The sequence below is a fragment of the Bacteroides sp. OM05-12 genome (genome assembly GCF_003438995.1).
In the GTDB taxonomy this organism is placed as follows: domain Bacteria; phylum Bacteroidota; class Bacteroidia; order Bacteroidales; family Bacteroidaceae; genus Bacteroides.
Genome location: NZ_QSUN01000014.1, coordinates 23,474 through 39,286 on the forward strand (window position 1 = coordinate 23,474; position 15,813 = coordinate 39,286).

Annotated in this window: 12 protein-coding genes; 9 read left to right on the forward strand and 3 right to left on the reverse strand. The window is 37.7% G+C overall.

Annotated elements, in window-relative coordinates; translation table 11 throughout:
- The first annotated feature begins 2 nt into the window (after positions 1–2).
- From DXB63_RS11510 to DXB63_RS11535, 6 genes are read left to right on the forward strand one after another with little or no spacing between them, the layout of a single operon-like run.
- Positions 3–845 carry a peptidyl-prolyl cis-trans isomerase gene (locus DXB63_RS11510; protein WP_122126565.1) on the forward strand — a complete coding sequence of 281 codons (843 nt, stop codon included), beginning with the start codon at positions 3–5 and terminating at the stop codon, positions 843–845.
- A gap of 8 nt (positions 846–853) precedes the next feature.
- The gene (locus tag DXB63_RS11515) at positions 854–2,206 is read left to right on the forward strand and encodes a peptidylprolyl isomerase (protein WP_122126566.1); all 1,353 of its coding nucleotides are present in this window, start codon (positions 854–856) and stop codon (positions 2,204–2,206) included.
- A 21-nt stretch (positions 2,207–2,227) separates the two neighbouring features.
- Positions 2,228–3,883 (forward strand): OstA-like protein, encoded by a 1,656-nt coding sequence (locus DXB63_RS11520; RefSeq protein WP_122126567.1) that lies wholly within the window; start codon positions 2,228–2,230, stop codon positions 3,881–3,883.
- 3 nt (positions 3,884–3,886) lie between these two features.
- Positions 3,887–4,183, forward strand: a complete 297-nt coding sequence (locus DXB63_RS11525; RefSeq protein WP_122126568.1) for a hypothetical protein — start codon at positions 3,887–3,889, stop codon at positions 4,181–4,183.
- A 24-nt stretch (positions 4,184–4,207) separates the two neighbouring features.
- Positions 4,208–6,085, forward strand: a complete 1,878-nt coding sequence (gene mutL, locus DXB63_RS11530; protein WP_122126569.1) for a DNA mismatch repair endonuclease MutL — start codon at positions 4,208–4,210, stop codon at positions 6,083–6,085.
- Between the two features lie 17 nt (positions 6,086–6,102).
- On the forward strand, positions 6,103–6,870 hold the full coding sequence (locus DXB63_RS11535; protein ID WP_158563675.1) for a C40 family peptidase: 768 nt from the start codon (positions 6,103–6,105) through the stop codon (positions 6,868–6,870).
- Between the two features lie 101 nt (positions 6,871–6,971).
- Here DXB63_RS11535 and DXB63_RS11540 read toward each other — a convergent pair whose 3' ends face one another.
- Together DXB63_RS11540 and DXB63_RS11545 are read right to left on the reverse strand one after the other, a co-directional pair.
- Entirely contained in the window at positions 6,972–7,391 is a 420-nt protein-coding gene (locus DXB63_RS11540) for a pyridoxamine 5'-phosphate oxidase family protein (protein WP_122126571.1), read from the reverse strand.
- Between the two features lie 84 nt (positions 7,392–7,475).
- On the reverse strand, positions 7,476–8,339 hold the full coding sequence (locus tag DXB63_RS11545; protein WP_122126572.1) for a helix-turn-helix domain-containing protein: 864 nt from the start codon (positions 8,337–8,339) through the stop codon (positions 7,476–7,478).
- A gap of 281 nt (positions 8,340–8,620) precedes the next feature.
- Between DXB63_RS11545 and DXB63_RS11555 the strand changes: the two genes are divergently transcribed.
- Entirely contained in the window at positions 8,621–9,832 is a 1,212-nt protein-coding gene (locus DXB63_RS11555) for an OmpA family protein (RefSeq protein ID WP_122126574.1), read from the forward strand.
- Positions 9,833–9,917: 85 nt separating this feature from the next.
- On the opposite strand, the gene trpS is transcribed toward DXB63_RS11555, so the two are convergent.
- Positions 9,918–11,015 (reverse strand): tryptophan--tRNA ligase, encoded by a 1,098-nt coding sequence (gene trpS, locus DXB63_RS11560; protein ID WP_122126575.1) that lies wholly within the window; start codon positions 11,013–11,015, stop codon positions 9,918–9,920.
- Between the two features lie 102 nt (positions 11,016–11,117).
- On the opposite strand from trpS, the gene DXB63_RS11565 reads away from it, so the two are divergent.
- The gene (locus DXB63_RS11565) at positions 11,118–11,891 is read left to right on the forward strand and encodes a DUF4595 domain-containing protein (RefSeq protein ID WP_122126576.1); all 774 of its coding nucleotides are present in this window, start codon (positions 11,118–11,120) and stop codon (positions 11,889–11,891) included.
- A 261-nt stretch (positions 11,892–12,152) separates the two neighbouring features.
- A complete protein-coding gene (gene carB, locus DXB63_RS11570) occupies positions 12,153–15,380 on the forward strand; it encodes a carbamoyl-phosphate synthase (glutamine-hydrolyzing) large subunit (RefSeq protein ID WP_122126577.1) in 3,228 nt (1,075 codons plus the stop codon).
- Positions 15,381–15,813: the final 433 nt, after the last annotated feature.

The following is a 15,813-nucleotide window of genomic DNA, read 5'->3' on the forward strand; positions in this document are numbered from 1 at the left end:
AGATGAGAATAACCGGAGTTTTACTTTTATTGCTTTGCTTCTTTACTGCTTGCGGTGAAAAGCATGACCATAAAGGTAAAACTCCTTTGGTTGAAATATCGGGAGAGTTCCTGTATAAGGAAGATTTGCAATCGGTGCTCCCGGCTGATCTGTCAAAAGATGATAGTTTACTTTTTGCCGAACATTATATAAAAAATTGGGCGGAAGGAGTTTTGCTCTATCAAAAGGCAGAAAGTAATATCCCTGATGATGACGAGGTCAATACATTGGTGGAAAATTATCGGAAAGCGTTGATCGTACATACTTACCAGCAGAAACTAATAGAGCAAAGACTTTCGGAGGAAATAACCGAGGAGGAAATGAAAACATATTATGAAAATAATAAGAACCTCTATGTGGTTGATCGCTCTTTAGTAAAGGGTTTGTTCGTTAAAGTTCCGTTGAAAGCATCCGGTGTAAATAAAGTGCGTAACTGGTATAAGAAGAATACGCCTGAGAATGTGGAACATTTGGAAAAATACAGCTTGCAAAATGCCGTAGGCTATGATTATTTTTACGATAAATGGATTCCTGTTTCCGATATAATTGATAAAATACCGTTGGATGTTTCTGACCCTGAAGCGTATTTGGAACAGAACAGACATATTGAAGTAAAGGATTCTGCTTATTATTATTTTCTGAATGTAGAAGATCTTTTGAAGCCGGGTGAGCAGGAACCTTATGAGTTTGCAAAGAAAGAAATAAAAGATATGTTGATAAATCTGAAACGGGTTTCTTTTATTGGGACTGTGAAAGAAGATTTGTATAAGAAGGCTTTAAAAGCAAAAAAGATAATTTATTATTGAGATATAGGATGAATAAATTTGGTATGTTGATTTTGATGTTTTTTCTTTTTGTAGGGAAAAACATTTATGCACAAGATAATGTGATCGACGAAGTAGTATGGGTCGTTGGTGACGAGGCTATTTTAAAATCTGAGGTAGAGGAAGAACGACTGCGTGCCCAATATGAAGGACATAAATTGGATGGAGATCCTTATTGTGTGATTCCTGAACAGTTGGCTATTCAGAAATTGTTTTTACATCAGGCGGCCATTGATAGTATTGAAGTTTCCGAATCAGAAGTATTGCAACAGGTGGAGCATACAATTAATAGCTATATCCAGTCTGTAGGTACAAAAGAGAAATTGGAGGAATATTTTAATAAATCGATGACGCAAATTCGTGAGGCAATGCGTGATAATGTGCGTGAAGGGCTCACAGTGCAACGTATGCAACAAAAGATTGCAGGGGAAATAAAGATTACTCCGGCAGAAGTGCGCCAGTATTTTAAGAATATATCAGAAGATAGTATCCCGTTTATTCCGACGCAGGTTGAAGTGCAGATTATTGTGTTTGAACCTAAGATTCCAACTGAAGAGATTGAGCGTGTAAAAGCGCAGTTGCGTGAATATACGGATCGAATTAATTCCGGGGAATCTCAATTCTCAACGTTGGCATTGCTTTATTCGGAAGATCCGGGAAGTGCCCGTCGTGGAGGTGAACTGGGATTTATGGGTAAAGGGCAGTTGTTGCCGGAGTTTGCGAATGTAGCTTTTAATCTGACAGATCCAAAGAAAGTCTCTAAAATTGTGCAGACAGAATATGGTTTCCATATTATTCAATTGATAGAAAAACGTGGTGACCGTGTGAATTGCCGGCACATCTTGATGAAACCGAAAATTGCAGACAAGGACAGGGATGAAGCATTGGCACGTTTGGATTCTTTGGCTGATGATATTCGTAATAATAAGTTTACTTTTGACGAGGCTGCTACTTATGTTTCCCAGGATAAGGATACTAGAAATAATCATGGATTAATGCCGAATCCTTATGACGGAACTTCCAAATTTGAAATGCAGCAGTTGCCACAAGATATCGCAAAAGTGGTTGATAATATGAATGTCGGTGAGATTTCTAAATCGTTTGTCTATACAGATGAAACGAAAGGAAAAGAAGTCTGTGCAATAGTTAAACTGAAATCAAAGATAAATGGTCACAAAGCAAATATACGTGATGACTATCAGAAGCTGAAAGAAATGGTTATGGGTAAACTTCGTGAGGAGAAGTTGCATAAGTGGATCCTTGATAAACAGAAAACGACTTATGTGCGTATCAATGACAATTGGAAAAATTGTACGTTTAAGTATCCGGGTTGGATAAAATAGTGAGATGTAAAAATCGATTGTATGCGGAGAAATAGAATAAAAAGATATTTCCAAGGCAGGCATAGGATATTCCTTTTAGGTGTCCTATGCCTGTTTGGTATTTGTTTAGCTGCCCGTGTTAGTCCTCCGACGGGTAAGCCGGAAAAGAAATCCAAGGTTTATTTATTACATTCTGATGTGTTGCGTTTTGACAAAGAGGTGAATCCTGATGCTCAAATAGTGGAAGGCTCTGTCGTTTTTAGGCATGATAGTGTCTATATGTATTGTGATAGTGCTTATTTCTATAATCAGACCAATTCTCTTGAAGCTTTTGGAAATGTGAAAATGAATCAGGGAGATACTCTGTTTTTATATGGAGACTACTTGTTTTATGATGGGAATACGCAGATTGCGATGGTTCGTGAGAATGTTCGTATGGAAAATCGAAATACCACATTGCTAACGGATAGTTTGAATTATGACAGAATCTTAAATCTTGGATATTATTTTGAAGGTGGGACGTTGATGGATGAGGAAAATGTTTTGACCTCTGATTGGGGAGAATATAGTCCGGCAACGAAACTAGCCGTATTCAATCATGATGTGAAACTGGTTAATCCTAAGTTTACTCTAACGTCTGATACATTGAAATATAGTACGGAGACGAAAATTGCTAATATTGTGGGGCCCTCTGATATTGTAAGTGATAAGAATCATATCTATTCCGAATTAGGTTTTTACGATACAAATAAAGAACAAGCCGAACTGTTAGATCGTTCCGTTCTAACAAATGAAGGGAAGAAGTTAACAGGGGACAGTCTTTTTTATGACCGTTTAAAGGGATATGGAGAAGCGTTTGACAATGTAGTGATGAACGATACGGTAAACAAGAATATGCTTACCGGTAATTATTGTTTTTATAATGAACTGACCGAAGAGGCATTGGCTACCAAACGGGCGGTTGCTATTGATTATTCACAAGGAGATAGCTTATTTATGCATGCGGATACATTGCGTATGAAGACCTTTTTCTTGAATACGGATTCTATGTATAAGGAGATGCGAGCTTATTTTAAAGTCAGGATGTATCGTTCGGATCTGCAAGGTGTTTGTGATTCTCTTGTCTTCTCGACAAAAGATTCTTGCTTGACGATGTATCGTGATCCTATCGTTTGGAATGGTCCTCAACAACTGTTAGGTGAGGAGATAAAGGTTTTTATGAATGACAGTACGGTTGATTGGGCGCATATCATCAATCAGGCTTTGACAGTGGAGAGAAAAGACTCGGTTCATTATAATCAAGTGAATGGGAAAGAAATAAAAGCCTATTTTGAGAATGGAGACGTACACAAAGTCGATGTGTTGGGAAGTGTTCATGTGGTGTATTATCCCGAAGAGAAAGATAGTACCATGATTGGTATGAATGTTTCTGAAACCAGTGTATTGAATATGTTTCTGAAAAACAGGCAAATGGAGAAAATGATAATGAGTCCGAAATCAAATGGAACTTTATACCCTATGGACCAAATTCCACCGGATAAATTGTATTTGGATAATTTTGTATGGTTTGATTATATTCGTCCGTTGAATAAGGATGATATATTTAATTGGCGTGGGAAAAAAGCAGGGCAGGAACTAAAGAAATCCGAACGGAAATCAGTACCTTTGCCTAACTCGGATTTATTAAAAAAGAAATAGCTTATGGGAATGTTTAGTGTCAGAAAACCACGCGGCTTCCGTCATGAATATATTTATGTGGATGAACGGAAAGAAAAACTTCAAAAGATGGAAGAGGATGCAAAGCGTGAGTTGGGTATGCTTCCCCAAAAAGAGTTTAAACCAGAGGACATCCGTGGGAAATTTGCAGAAGGAACTACTCACTTGAAACGAAGGAAAGAACGGGGAAAAGCTCCGTGGGGCTATGGTAAGATGTTAATAGCTATTCTCGTTTTGCTTTTTATTTTACATTATTTGGTGACCGGAAGTTGGTCATTTTAATATTCAAAACTTTAGATTACTGAAATGAGCGATGTTATACGTTTGTTGCCCGATTCGGTTGCTAATCAGATTGCGGCCGGAGAGGTAATTCAACGCCCGGCTTCTGTTATAAAGGAGTTGGTAGAAAATGCGATTGATGCCGGAGCGCATAATGTGCATGTGTTGGTAACTGATGCGGGAAGAACTTGTATTCAGGTGATTGATGACGGAAAAGGTATGTCACCAACCGATGCTCGTCTTGCTTTTGAAAGACATGCTACTTCTAAAATTCGTGAAGCTTCCGACTTGTTTGCTTTAAGGACGATGGGATTTCGTGGAGAGGCTTTAGCCTCTATCGCAGCTGTAGCTCAGGTGGACCTGAAAACCCGTTTGGAAACGGAAGAGCTTGGGACGCTTATCACTATTTCCGGTTCTAAGGTAGAAAGCCAGGAAACTGTTTCTTGTCCGCAAGGGAGTAATTTTTCTATAAAGAATTTGTTCTTTAATATCCCTGCTCGTCGTAAGTTCTTGAAATCTAATCAAACCGAATTAAGTAATATCCTGACGGAGTTTGAACGAATTGCGTTGGTTCATCCTGATGTTGCTTTTACGCTGCATCATAATGATGCTGAGATGTTTAATCTTCCGGTGTCTTCGTTGAGACAACGTATAATCAGCGTTTTTGGTAAAAAACTGAATCAGCAATTGCTTACGGTTGAGGTTGATACTACTTTGATAAAGATTACGGGATTTGTGGCTAAACCGGAGACTGCAAGAAAAAAAGGTGCTCATCAATATTTCTTTGTCAATGGACGTTATATGCGTCATCCTTATTTTCATAAAGCAGTGATGGATGCTTATGAACAGTTGATACCGGCAGGCGAACAAATTTCTTATTTCATTTATTTTGAAGTGGATCCTGCTAATATTGATGTGAATATTCATCCTACAAAGACTGAAATTAAGTTTGAGAATGAGCAACCTATCTGGCAAATATTAGCGGCAGCAGTGAAAGAGGCTTTAGGAAAGTTCAATGCAGTGCCTTCTATTGATTTTGATACGGAAGGAATGCCTGATATTCCGGCTTATGAATCGAATATCCCCAATGAACTGCCTAAAATGACATTCAATCCTGATTATAATCCTTTCAATACTCCTGCTGGTAGTGGTGGTAATTCGTATAATTCTTATTCTCGTCCGAAAATAGAGTGGGAGAGCCTTTATGAAGGATTAGAGAAGGCTGATCACCAGAGTAAGATGAATATGACGCCGGATTCGGAAGAGTATCAAGCATATCAGGAAGTAGAAGCAAAAGAACAACCGACTACTCTTTATGAAGATAGTGGCAGTGGCATAGAAAAGGGTTCACAACATTATCAGTTTAAAGGACGGTTTATCGTGACTTCTGTAAAATCCGGTTTAATGATTATTGATCAGCAACGGGCGCATATCCGTGTTTTGTATGATAAGTACCTGGAACAGTTGAAAGCAAGACAAGGAGTATCACAGGGCGTTTTATTTCCTGAAATATTACAACTTCCCCTTTCTGAGTCTGTTATTCTTCAAAATATAATGGATGATTTGTCGATTATAGGTTTTGATCTGAGCGATTTAGGTAACGGGAGTTATGCAATAAATGGTATTCCGTCCGGTATAGAAGGACTTAATCCTGTGGATTTGTTACAAAGTATGATACATACTGCGATGGAGAAAGGGTGTGATGTAAAAGAGGAAATTCAGAAGACGCTAGCTTTGACGTTAGCAAGAGCTGCTGCTATTGTTTACGGGCAAGTTCTTTCCAATGAAGAAATGGTGAAGTTGGTAGATTCCTTGTTTGCCTGTCCGACGCCTAATTTTACACCGGATGGCAAGACTGTACTGACAGTGATTTCAGAAGATGAGATAGAACGGTTATTTAAATAAGATAAAGTGCTATGCCTATGAAATTTGCAATGTGTTTTCTTCCTAATATACCATTGCGCCGGACTCCGGAAGATGGTGGAGAAATGATGACCGAATTATTGTTTGGTGATGCTTGTATCGTATATGAATATGATAAAACATGGGCTAGAATCCGGAATAAAGCGGATGGTTATGAAGGTTGGTTGACAACAAAGATGTTGACTCCGATTTCTGAAGAAGAGTATAATGCTTATGATACAATGAAACAACCGGTAATATCCTCTTATTATGCGGAGGCTTTTCATGAAAACGGAGAACATCTTTTGTTGACAGGAGGCAGCATATTACCGGAATATGAAACGGATGGAAGTTTCCGTGTAAAGAATACCCGTTTCCGCTTAAATCCACAATGTGCGGTACCGGTTACAGAAAGTGTGTTAGATACAGCTTATAAATACCTTAATAGCCCGTATCTATGGGGTGGAAAGAATGCTTTAGGTATTGACTGCTCCGGATTGACACAAGTTGTATTACGTATTCACGGTGTGCAATTGTTGCGTAATGCCTGTCAGCAAGTTAACCAGGGAGAGTTAGTCCCTTTTTTGCAGGATGCCCGCCCGGGGGATTTAGCTTTTTTCGATCATGATGATGATCATATTTCTCATGTGGGCTTTGTAGTTGGTGACGGAAAAGTGCTTCATGCTTCCGGCTCTGTTCATATCGACAGATTGGATAATGAAGGTATTTTTAGTGAAGAAAGAGGTTTTTATACTCATAAACTTCGTTTAATAAAAAGAATGCTTTAAATCCTGATGAATATTTGAAATGAATAGGTAATAATTATAAGTAAATGACGGGAGGATAGGGGCATAAGTTTTATTGTTTTAAATTCTGATAGTAAAGTAAGTTATTCAATAACGAAGTTTTCCGATTTGAAATTACTATAATATCGTCCGGTAGTGGCAGTGAATTTTAGGACACAATAGTCTGGGTCGGTAACTCCTTTTTTGTAATATGTTGTATCTCCTTCTTCCCATATCATTTCTTTATGTGTCGCGTCGGTTAAAACTTCCATAGTTCCTTTTAACATTGCTCCCCTGAAAAAACGATTATCACAAAAATAGATGCATGAACGATTATCTTTTAAAAATTGGGATACACGCATAGAGGATGTGTTTGTCGTAAAATAGAAAGTTCGTAAACCTTCCCTTTTTCTCGGTTTTAACATGGCTTTCATATTTGGAAATCCTTCCGCATCGATGGACGCAATAAAGGCTGTTTTTTGATTATCAATTAGTTTCCCAATAGTTAATTCTATATCTTTCATAATTTTATTATTTAAATTGTTATGCAAAAGTAATAAGATGGATGGAAAATAATACAATAAGAAACAATGGGAAAATAGCACTTTTCAACGAATTGTATTATACCGATACTGTAAAGGAGTTAGATTCGTTTGTTTACGGAATAAACGTATAAAGTAGGATGGATTTTCAAAATTAAGATGTTCTGCTATCTCTGTTACAGAAAGAGTTGTATAAGATAACAGGATTTTAGCTTCTTGGATTATTTTATTTTGGATGTAACATTTAGGGCTAATACCTAAACTTTTTTTGGCAATTTCATTTAAATAGTTAGGAGTAATACACAGTTGGTCGGCATAATATTGGGTATCGTGGTAAAGCTTGAAATCTTTATTCACTAATTTAATGAAATTATCTATATATCTATTCTGAGGCTTTTCGCTGATAACTAAATTGTTTTTTGAATATTCACGGTTTAACAGCATTAATATTTCGTAGAGTAATGCTCGTAAGATGTGTTTGTCTTTTGACGCTTCATTGTTTATCTCAGTAGTGATATTTTGGATTAAGTTTTCAATCTGAGAGTAGATGTTGGCAATATTAATTTTAGAAGAAATTCTGCCAGTATTAAAGTAAGATAAGTTTTGTATAAAGAAACGGTCATTAAAAAATGAGAGTAGAAACTCTTCTTCAAATATAAGGGCATAACCTTGTGGTATATTATATTTATCCCATACCCGAATATCGTTTGGCTTTGAGAATACAACATCTCCTTGGTGAAGAGTATATTGCTTATCATTAATGGATAAATTACCGGAGTCGCTTGTAATAAACGTAATATCAAAATAGGATAAAGTATGTACGGGGTGTTTGCTTATATGTTGTTTGATGTTGTCTAATGTAACTACGTCTATCAGGAGTTCTTCACCATATTTAGTTTTATGGAATTTATATTGATGAATAGATTTCATAAAAATGTTTTTTGCAAAGATAATCAATTATATAGAGGCGTATATAAAACTGAATTTAAGTTTTGAATATGCAATTTATATTTTAATTTTTCTACTCTTTAATAAACATTCTATCATCCGTTTTGTTATCTCACATACCTTTATAGAAAAGGGATTTGAATCTTATTCTGAAAAAAATATTAAAAAGAATGATAGTTGGAACTTTTTATTTTTGTCTCTGTTATTTATTATGAATATGAAAAAATAGTACCTAAACAATAACTAATTTAATAAGAAAGAGTATGAAAAAATTAATGTTTGCACTGGCAGTTGCCAGTTTGTCTTCGGGTGTGTATGCACAACAAGGCAGTAGTTCAAGTTCTTCTCCTGTGATCGTTGAAGAGAGTGCTGAGGTTATGGAAGTGCCGACAGACAAATATAAGGTTGAAACAAATCGTTTCTTCGATAATTGGTTCTTATCATTTGGTGGTGGAGCACAAGTTCTTTTCGATGATTATGGGAATGATCTTGATTTTAAAAAACGTATTTCTCCTACATTTAATGTAGCTATCGGTAAATGGTTTACTCCGGGCTTAGGATTAAGATTGCAGTTGAGCGGTATTCAGGCAAAGAGCGCTGCACGTTCGGATAATGCACCTTATATTCGTGGCGGCGAACAAGACGGTGGCTTTTATAAACAAAAATTCAATTATTTGAATCTTCATGGTGATATTTTGTTTAATGTAAGTGGTATGATAGCCGGATATAATCCGGATCGTGTGTATGACTTTATCCCTTATACCGGTTTTGGTTATAATCGTTTGCTGGATAAACCGCATACAAGAGCTTTAGCTGTTAACTTCGGTATCATTAACCGTTTTCGTATTACAGATGCTTGGGATATCAATCTAGAGTTGAGCGGTATGGTGACGGAAGACCGTTTTGATGGGAAAGTACAAGGAAAGGCTGCCGATATGACCATAGGGGCAAGCTTGGGATTTGCTTATAATTTCACGCAAAGAGGATTCAAGCATGTTCCGGATGTAAATGCTATTATGGCTTTGAGCGCAAGTCAGATGGATGCTATCAATGCAGCTTTAGCAGAACAGATTGCTCAAAATCAAAAGCTGAAAAAACAATTGGCTAATCAACAACCGGTAGAAGTTGTTAATGAGAAAGTTATCGTGAAAGAAGTTCCGGCTGCACCACAATCTATTTTCTTTGAAATAGGTTCTTCTGTATTACCTCCAAAATCGGAAGTTAATTTACAGACAATTGCACAAATGATGAAGGATAATCCTAATATGACATTATCTTTGACCGGATATGCTGATAGTGATACCGGTAGTGCAGCATGGAATAAACAATTAAGTGAGAATCGTGCAAATGCGGTCGCTGATGCTTTAGTGAAACTCGGTGTCAATAAAAATCGTTTAGCCGTTGTAGGCAAAGGTGGTGTCGAGACTTTGACTCCTCCTTCATTTAACCGTCGTGTCATCATTGAAGCTCAATAATACTCTGCCTTTAATCGGGTAAGCAATGCCCCGTCATTTCAATAAAAGGAATGACGGGGCATTTTATTAGTTATAATTTTTTCTTTTATTTATTTGAAGCAAACCGTTTAGCTTGTTCTTCTATTAGTTCGATATCATCAAAGTAGTTAATTTTCATAGCTTTACGCACTTCGTCTAATGTGGCAGCCGCTGTTTCTCTGGCTTTGAGACAACCTTCTTGCAACATATGGTATATGGCAGGAATGTCTTTTTCGAATTCTTTTCTACGATTTCTGATTGGTTCCAGTTCTTCTTGCATAATCGCATTAAGGAATTTCTTTACTTTCATATCACCTAATCCACCTCGTTGGTAGTGAGCTTTCAACTCGCTGAGATTAGGATAATCCGGCAGATAACGTTCAAAATGTTCAGGGCGGCAGAATGCATCCAAATAAGTGAAGACGGTATTTCCTTCCAACTTTCCGGGATCTTCCACGCGGATATGTCCGGGATCGGTATACATACTCATCACTCTCTTTTTTATATCGTCGGCAGAGTCGGACAGGTAAATGCAATTACCTAGAGACTTACTCATTTTTGCTTTGCCGTCAGTACCCGGAAGTCGCAAACATGCTGCATTATCGGGAAGTAAAATTTCCGGTTCAGCCAATGTTTCTCCATAAATATGGTTGAAACGACGAACGATTTCATTCGTTTGTTCCAACATCGGTTTTTGGTCTTCACCTACTGGTACGGTGGTGGCTTTAAAAGCTGTGATATCTGCTGCCTGGCTTATAGGATATGTGAAAAAACCGACTGGTATACTTGTTTCAAAGTTTCTCATTTGAATCTCAGTCTTAACCGTAGGGTTCCTTTGCAAACGGGATACCGTTACTAAGTCCATATAATAGAAAGTCAATTCACAAAGTTCAGGGATTTGTGATTGGATAAAAATCGTAGACTTAGCCGGGTCGAGTCCGCATGCCAGATAGTCAAGCGCTACTTCAATTACGTTTTGACGTACTTTTTCCGGATTATCTATATTGTCAGTCAATGCTTGTGCATCGGCAATAAAGATAAATATTTTATCGTATAAACCTGAATTTTGCAGTTCTACCCTTCTTTTTAAAGAGCCTACAAAATGTCCGATATGTAATCTCCCCGTAGGGCGGTCACCTGTCAGTATGATTTTTTCTTTTCCCATTATTTTATTATCTTATATTAATTTCTACGCAAAGATAGAAATAATCTCAAATAAACTGTTAACTTTGAACACTGATAATATTATAATATAAATTAATGTATTATGAACAGATTAAAGCTATTCGTAGGAGTAATGGCTGTTATTTTATTGCCGGGTTTATCTTCATGTTCTGATGACAATGTTACTCCACAGTTATCCAAGATAATAAAAACAATTGAAATATGGGAAGTAGAAGGGAGTCATGCAAATCTTTTGTCCAATATCAGTTTGTATTATGATAAGAATAATCAGTTAATCCAAATGAATGAAGATAATGCGGAAGGAAAGCCCTTGTTTTTCATGAAATATGCTTGTTTGAATGATAACGAATTCCAAATAGAGTATTTTGTCGATAAATCAGATTTCGTTAGGATAACCGGTAGTCAGGAAAAAGGAAGAGTGTACTCTTGCAGATATTCCGATAGTGATGATTTGACGACTTATTCTTATGATAATAATGGTTATTTGAAAAGAGTAGAGAATCAGGAGATTGCTTTAAATTATCAGTGGAAGAATAATGACTTGGCGGCAATTAAAGCTTCAGAACGTGGTTATGACAGTGATTTTTCTTCTACAAACATATTGAATGATTATAGCTTGGATTTGAATGTTCTACCGCAATTGATCGCTGATTGGGATTATAAAAGGGTGATGAATACTTATTGTCAGATTGCCGGTGTTTTGGGAAAAAGGAGCCGGAACCTTGTCGAAGAGTTCTTCTTTTCTTATAATTACAAATATGACGAGAAGGGCCGGTTAGTGGAAGTAATTTTGAGAAATAATGTAAGTTCTAAATCTGGAGCATATAGTTTTAGATTTGCATTTGAAGATAAGTAGTAAAGTAAATCGAAATAAATATTTCTTATTCCTTTGCCATCTTAAAAATATGTTTTTACTTTGCAAAAATATTACGTAAAGATGATTAAGCAGGAAAAAAGGAGTGAGTTTGATTATTATTCGGGTGCACATAATCCGGAAGTTGTCGGCTTCTTCTCTTTTCGAGAATAATATTTGAATAATGCGTTAGTCCATTTGGTTGGGGTAACGCTTTTTTTTGTGTGGACGCAACTTAAAACAACTCAATAAAAGAATATCTTAATGGAAAAGAACATTAAAAAAGTTTTAGTCTTAGGCTCTGGCGCTTTGAAGATAGGGCAGGCGGGAGAATTTGACTATTCCGGATCTCAGGCATTGAAAGCTCTGAAAGAAGAAGGCATTAACTCTGTATTGGTAAATCCGAATATTGCTACGATTCAGACATCAGAGGGGATTGCAGATAAGGTTTATTTTTTGCCTGTCACAACTTATTTTGTCGAAGAAATAATTAAGAAAGAGCGTCCTGATGGTATTTTGTTAGCATTTGGCGGGCAGACAGCTTTGAATTGTGGTGCGGAACTTTATATGCAGGGCGTTTTGGCCAAATATGGAGTTACGGTGCTTGGTACGTCTGTAGAAGCCATCATGTATACGGAAGACCGCGATCTTTTTGTTAAGAAGCTTGATGAGATTTCAATGAAGACTCCTGTCAGCCAGGCAGTAGAGAATATGGATGATGCTTTGGCAGCAGCTCGTAGAATTGGTTATCCTGTAATGGTTCGTTCTGCTTATGCTTTAGGCGGACTAGGTAGTGGTATTTGTGCAAACGAAGAAGAATTTATTAAATTGGCAGATAGTTCGTTTGCTTTCTCAAAACAAATCCTTGTTGAAGAATCTTTGAAAGGGTGGAAAGAAATTGAGTTTGAGGTGATCCGTGATGCCAATGACCACTGTTTTACGGTGGCAAGTATGGAAAACTTTGACCCGCTGGGTATACATACAGGTGAATCCATTGTGGTTGCCCCGACTTGTTCTTTAGATAATAAAGAACTGAAAATGTTACAGGATTTATCAACGAAATGTATCCGCCATTTGGGAATTGTAGGTGAATGTAACATACAATATGCTTTTAATTCGGAAACGGATGATTATCGTGTTATTGAAGTGAATGCGCGTTTAAGCCGTTCTTCGGCTTTGGCATCTAAAGCTACAGGGTATCCATTGGCATTTGTAGCTGCAAAAGTTGCTTTGGGATATACATTAGATCAGATTGGTGAAATGGGTACTCCGAATTCAGCTTATGTAGCTCCGACTCTTGATTACTATATCTGTAAAATTCCCCGTTGGGATTTAACGAAGTTCGCCGGAGTTTCCCGTCAGATAGGTTCTAGTATGAAGTCTGTTGGTGAGATTATGTCTATTGGCCGTTCTTTTGAAGAGATTATTCAGAAAGGATTACGAATGATAGGTCAGGGGATGCATGGCTTTGTAGGAAATGAAGGTCTGCATTTTGATGATTTGGATGAAGAACTGGCTAATCCTACCGACCTGCGTATTTTTGCGATAGCAGAAGCCTTGGAAAAAGGATATACGGTGGAACGTATTCATGAATTGACGAAGATTGATTCTTGGTTCTTGGGCAAGTTGAAGAACATAACTGATTTTAAAGAAAGGCTCTCTATATATAATAAGGTGGAAGATATTCCTGCCGATATGCTTCGGGAAGCGAAAGTTCTTGGTTTCTCTGATTTTCAGATTGCGAGATTCGTCTTGAATCCGGCCGGAAATATGGAAAAGGAAAATCTGATTATACGTAACCGCAGAAAAGAATTGGGAATTCTTCCGGCAGTAAAACGTATCAATACCATTGCTTCGGAACATCCGGAGTTGACCAACTATCTTTATATGACCTATGCGGTACAGGAATATGATGTCAACTATTATAAAAATGAAAAGTCGGTTGTCGTATTAGGTTCGGGTGCATACCGTATAGGTAGTTCTGTAGAATTTGACTGGTGCTCGGTTAATGCAGTTCAGACGGCTCGTAAATTGGGATACAAATCAATCATGATTAATTATAATCCGGAAACTGTTTCTACGGATTATGATATGTGCGATCGACTCTATTTTGATGAACTTTCATTTGAACGTGTGCTTGATGTGATTGATTTGGAACAGCCGCGTGGTGTGATTGTCTCTGTGGGTGGGCAGATTCCGAATAATCTCGCAATGAAACTGTACCGTCAGTCTGTTCCGGTTCTTGGAACTTCACCTATATCTATCGACCGTGCTGAAAATCGCAATAAGTTTTCGGCAATGCTTGATTCTTTAGGTATAGACCAGCCGGCTTGGCAGGAACTTACCAGCTTGAGAGATGTTCAGGGGTTTGTGGATAAAGTCGGTTATCCGGTACTTGTCCGTCCGTCGTATGTACTTTCCGGTGCTGCCATGAATGTTTGCTATAACGATCAGGAGTTGAAAGAGTTCTTGCAGATGGCTAAAGAGGTTTCTAAGGAATATCCAGTTGTTGTATCACAATTCCTGCAGAATACCAAAGAGATAGAGTTTGATGCTGTTGCTCAGAATGGAGAAGTTGTGGAATATGCAATCTCAGAACATGTGGAGTTTGCAGGAGTTCACTCGGGAGATGCAACTTTGGTATTCCCGGCACAGAAGATTTATTTTGAGACAGCACGTCGTATTAAGAAAATCAGTCGTCAGATAGCAAAAGAGTTGAACATTTCGGGACCTTTTAATATCCAATATCTGGCGAAGAATAATGATGTGAAGGTAATTGAATGTAATCTGCGTGCGTCCCGTAGTTTCCCGTTTGTTTCTAAAGTATTGAAACGTAACTTTATAGAGACTGCAACGAGGATTATGTTGGATGCTCCTTATAGCAAGCCGGATAAATCGGCCTTTGATGTGGATTGGATTGGTGTAAAAGCATCACAATTTTCTTTCTCCCGTTTGCATAAGGCAGATCCGGTGTTGGGAGTAGATATGTCTTCGACCGGAGAAGTGGGTTGTATCGGAGATGATTTTTCTGAAGCATTATTGAATGCGATGATTGCCACCGGATTCAAAATACCTTCTAAAGAAAAGGGGGTGATGGTGTCTTCCGGAGCAATGAAATCAAAAGTTGATTTGCTCGATGCGATTCGTACACTTTTTGGCAAAGGATATAAAGTCTATGCTACGGCCGGTACGGCGCAGTTCCTGAATGATAGTGGCGTTAAGGCGGAAACCGTGTATTGGCCGGACGAAAACGCTCACCATGAGAATAATGTCATGAAGATGATTGCCGATCATAAGTTTGATTTGATTATCAACATACCGAAAAACCATTCGAAACGGGAGCTGACCAATGGCTACATGATACGTCGTGGGTCTATTGACCACAATATTCCGTTGATAACCAATGCCCGTTTGGCAAGCGCGTTTATCGAGGCATTCTGTGAAATGTCTATAGAGGATATTCAGATTAAGAGTTGGCAGGAATATAAATAGATCGATTCAGATTTGTATATCTGAGAATATATATTTGAAGATACGGTCGATTGATTACAAACAATAGGAGTTTGTAGACAATCGACCGTATCTTTGTTTTCAATCGTCCTTATGATTTTTTCAATCAACCTGATGATTTAAAAAAACATCAAGGTCATTTTAAAATCACATAAGGGAGCGTTGTCTATCACTCAAGGAGGTGTTGCCTAACGCTCAAGGGAGCGATAGCTTACATCTACTGGAGCATTGTCTATCACTCCCTTAGGCGTTTCTAATTTGCCTATTTCGCTGATTCAGTTGTTTTCAAATTTACTTTGAACTGCCTTCACCTTATCACCATTTGCTCCTTAGTCGCTGAGTGTTAGCTTGTTGTGGTGAAGGCACTTTTTTTAGTAGAGAGTAGAGAAAGCCGATGGTTTACGGATGACACGGA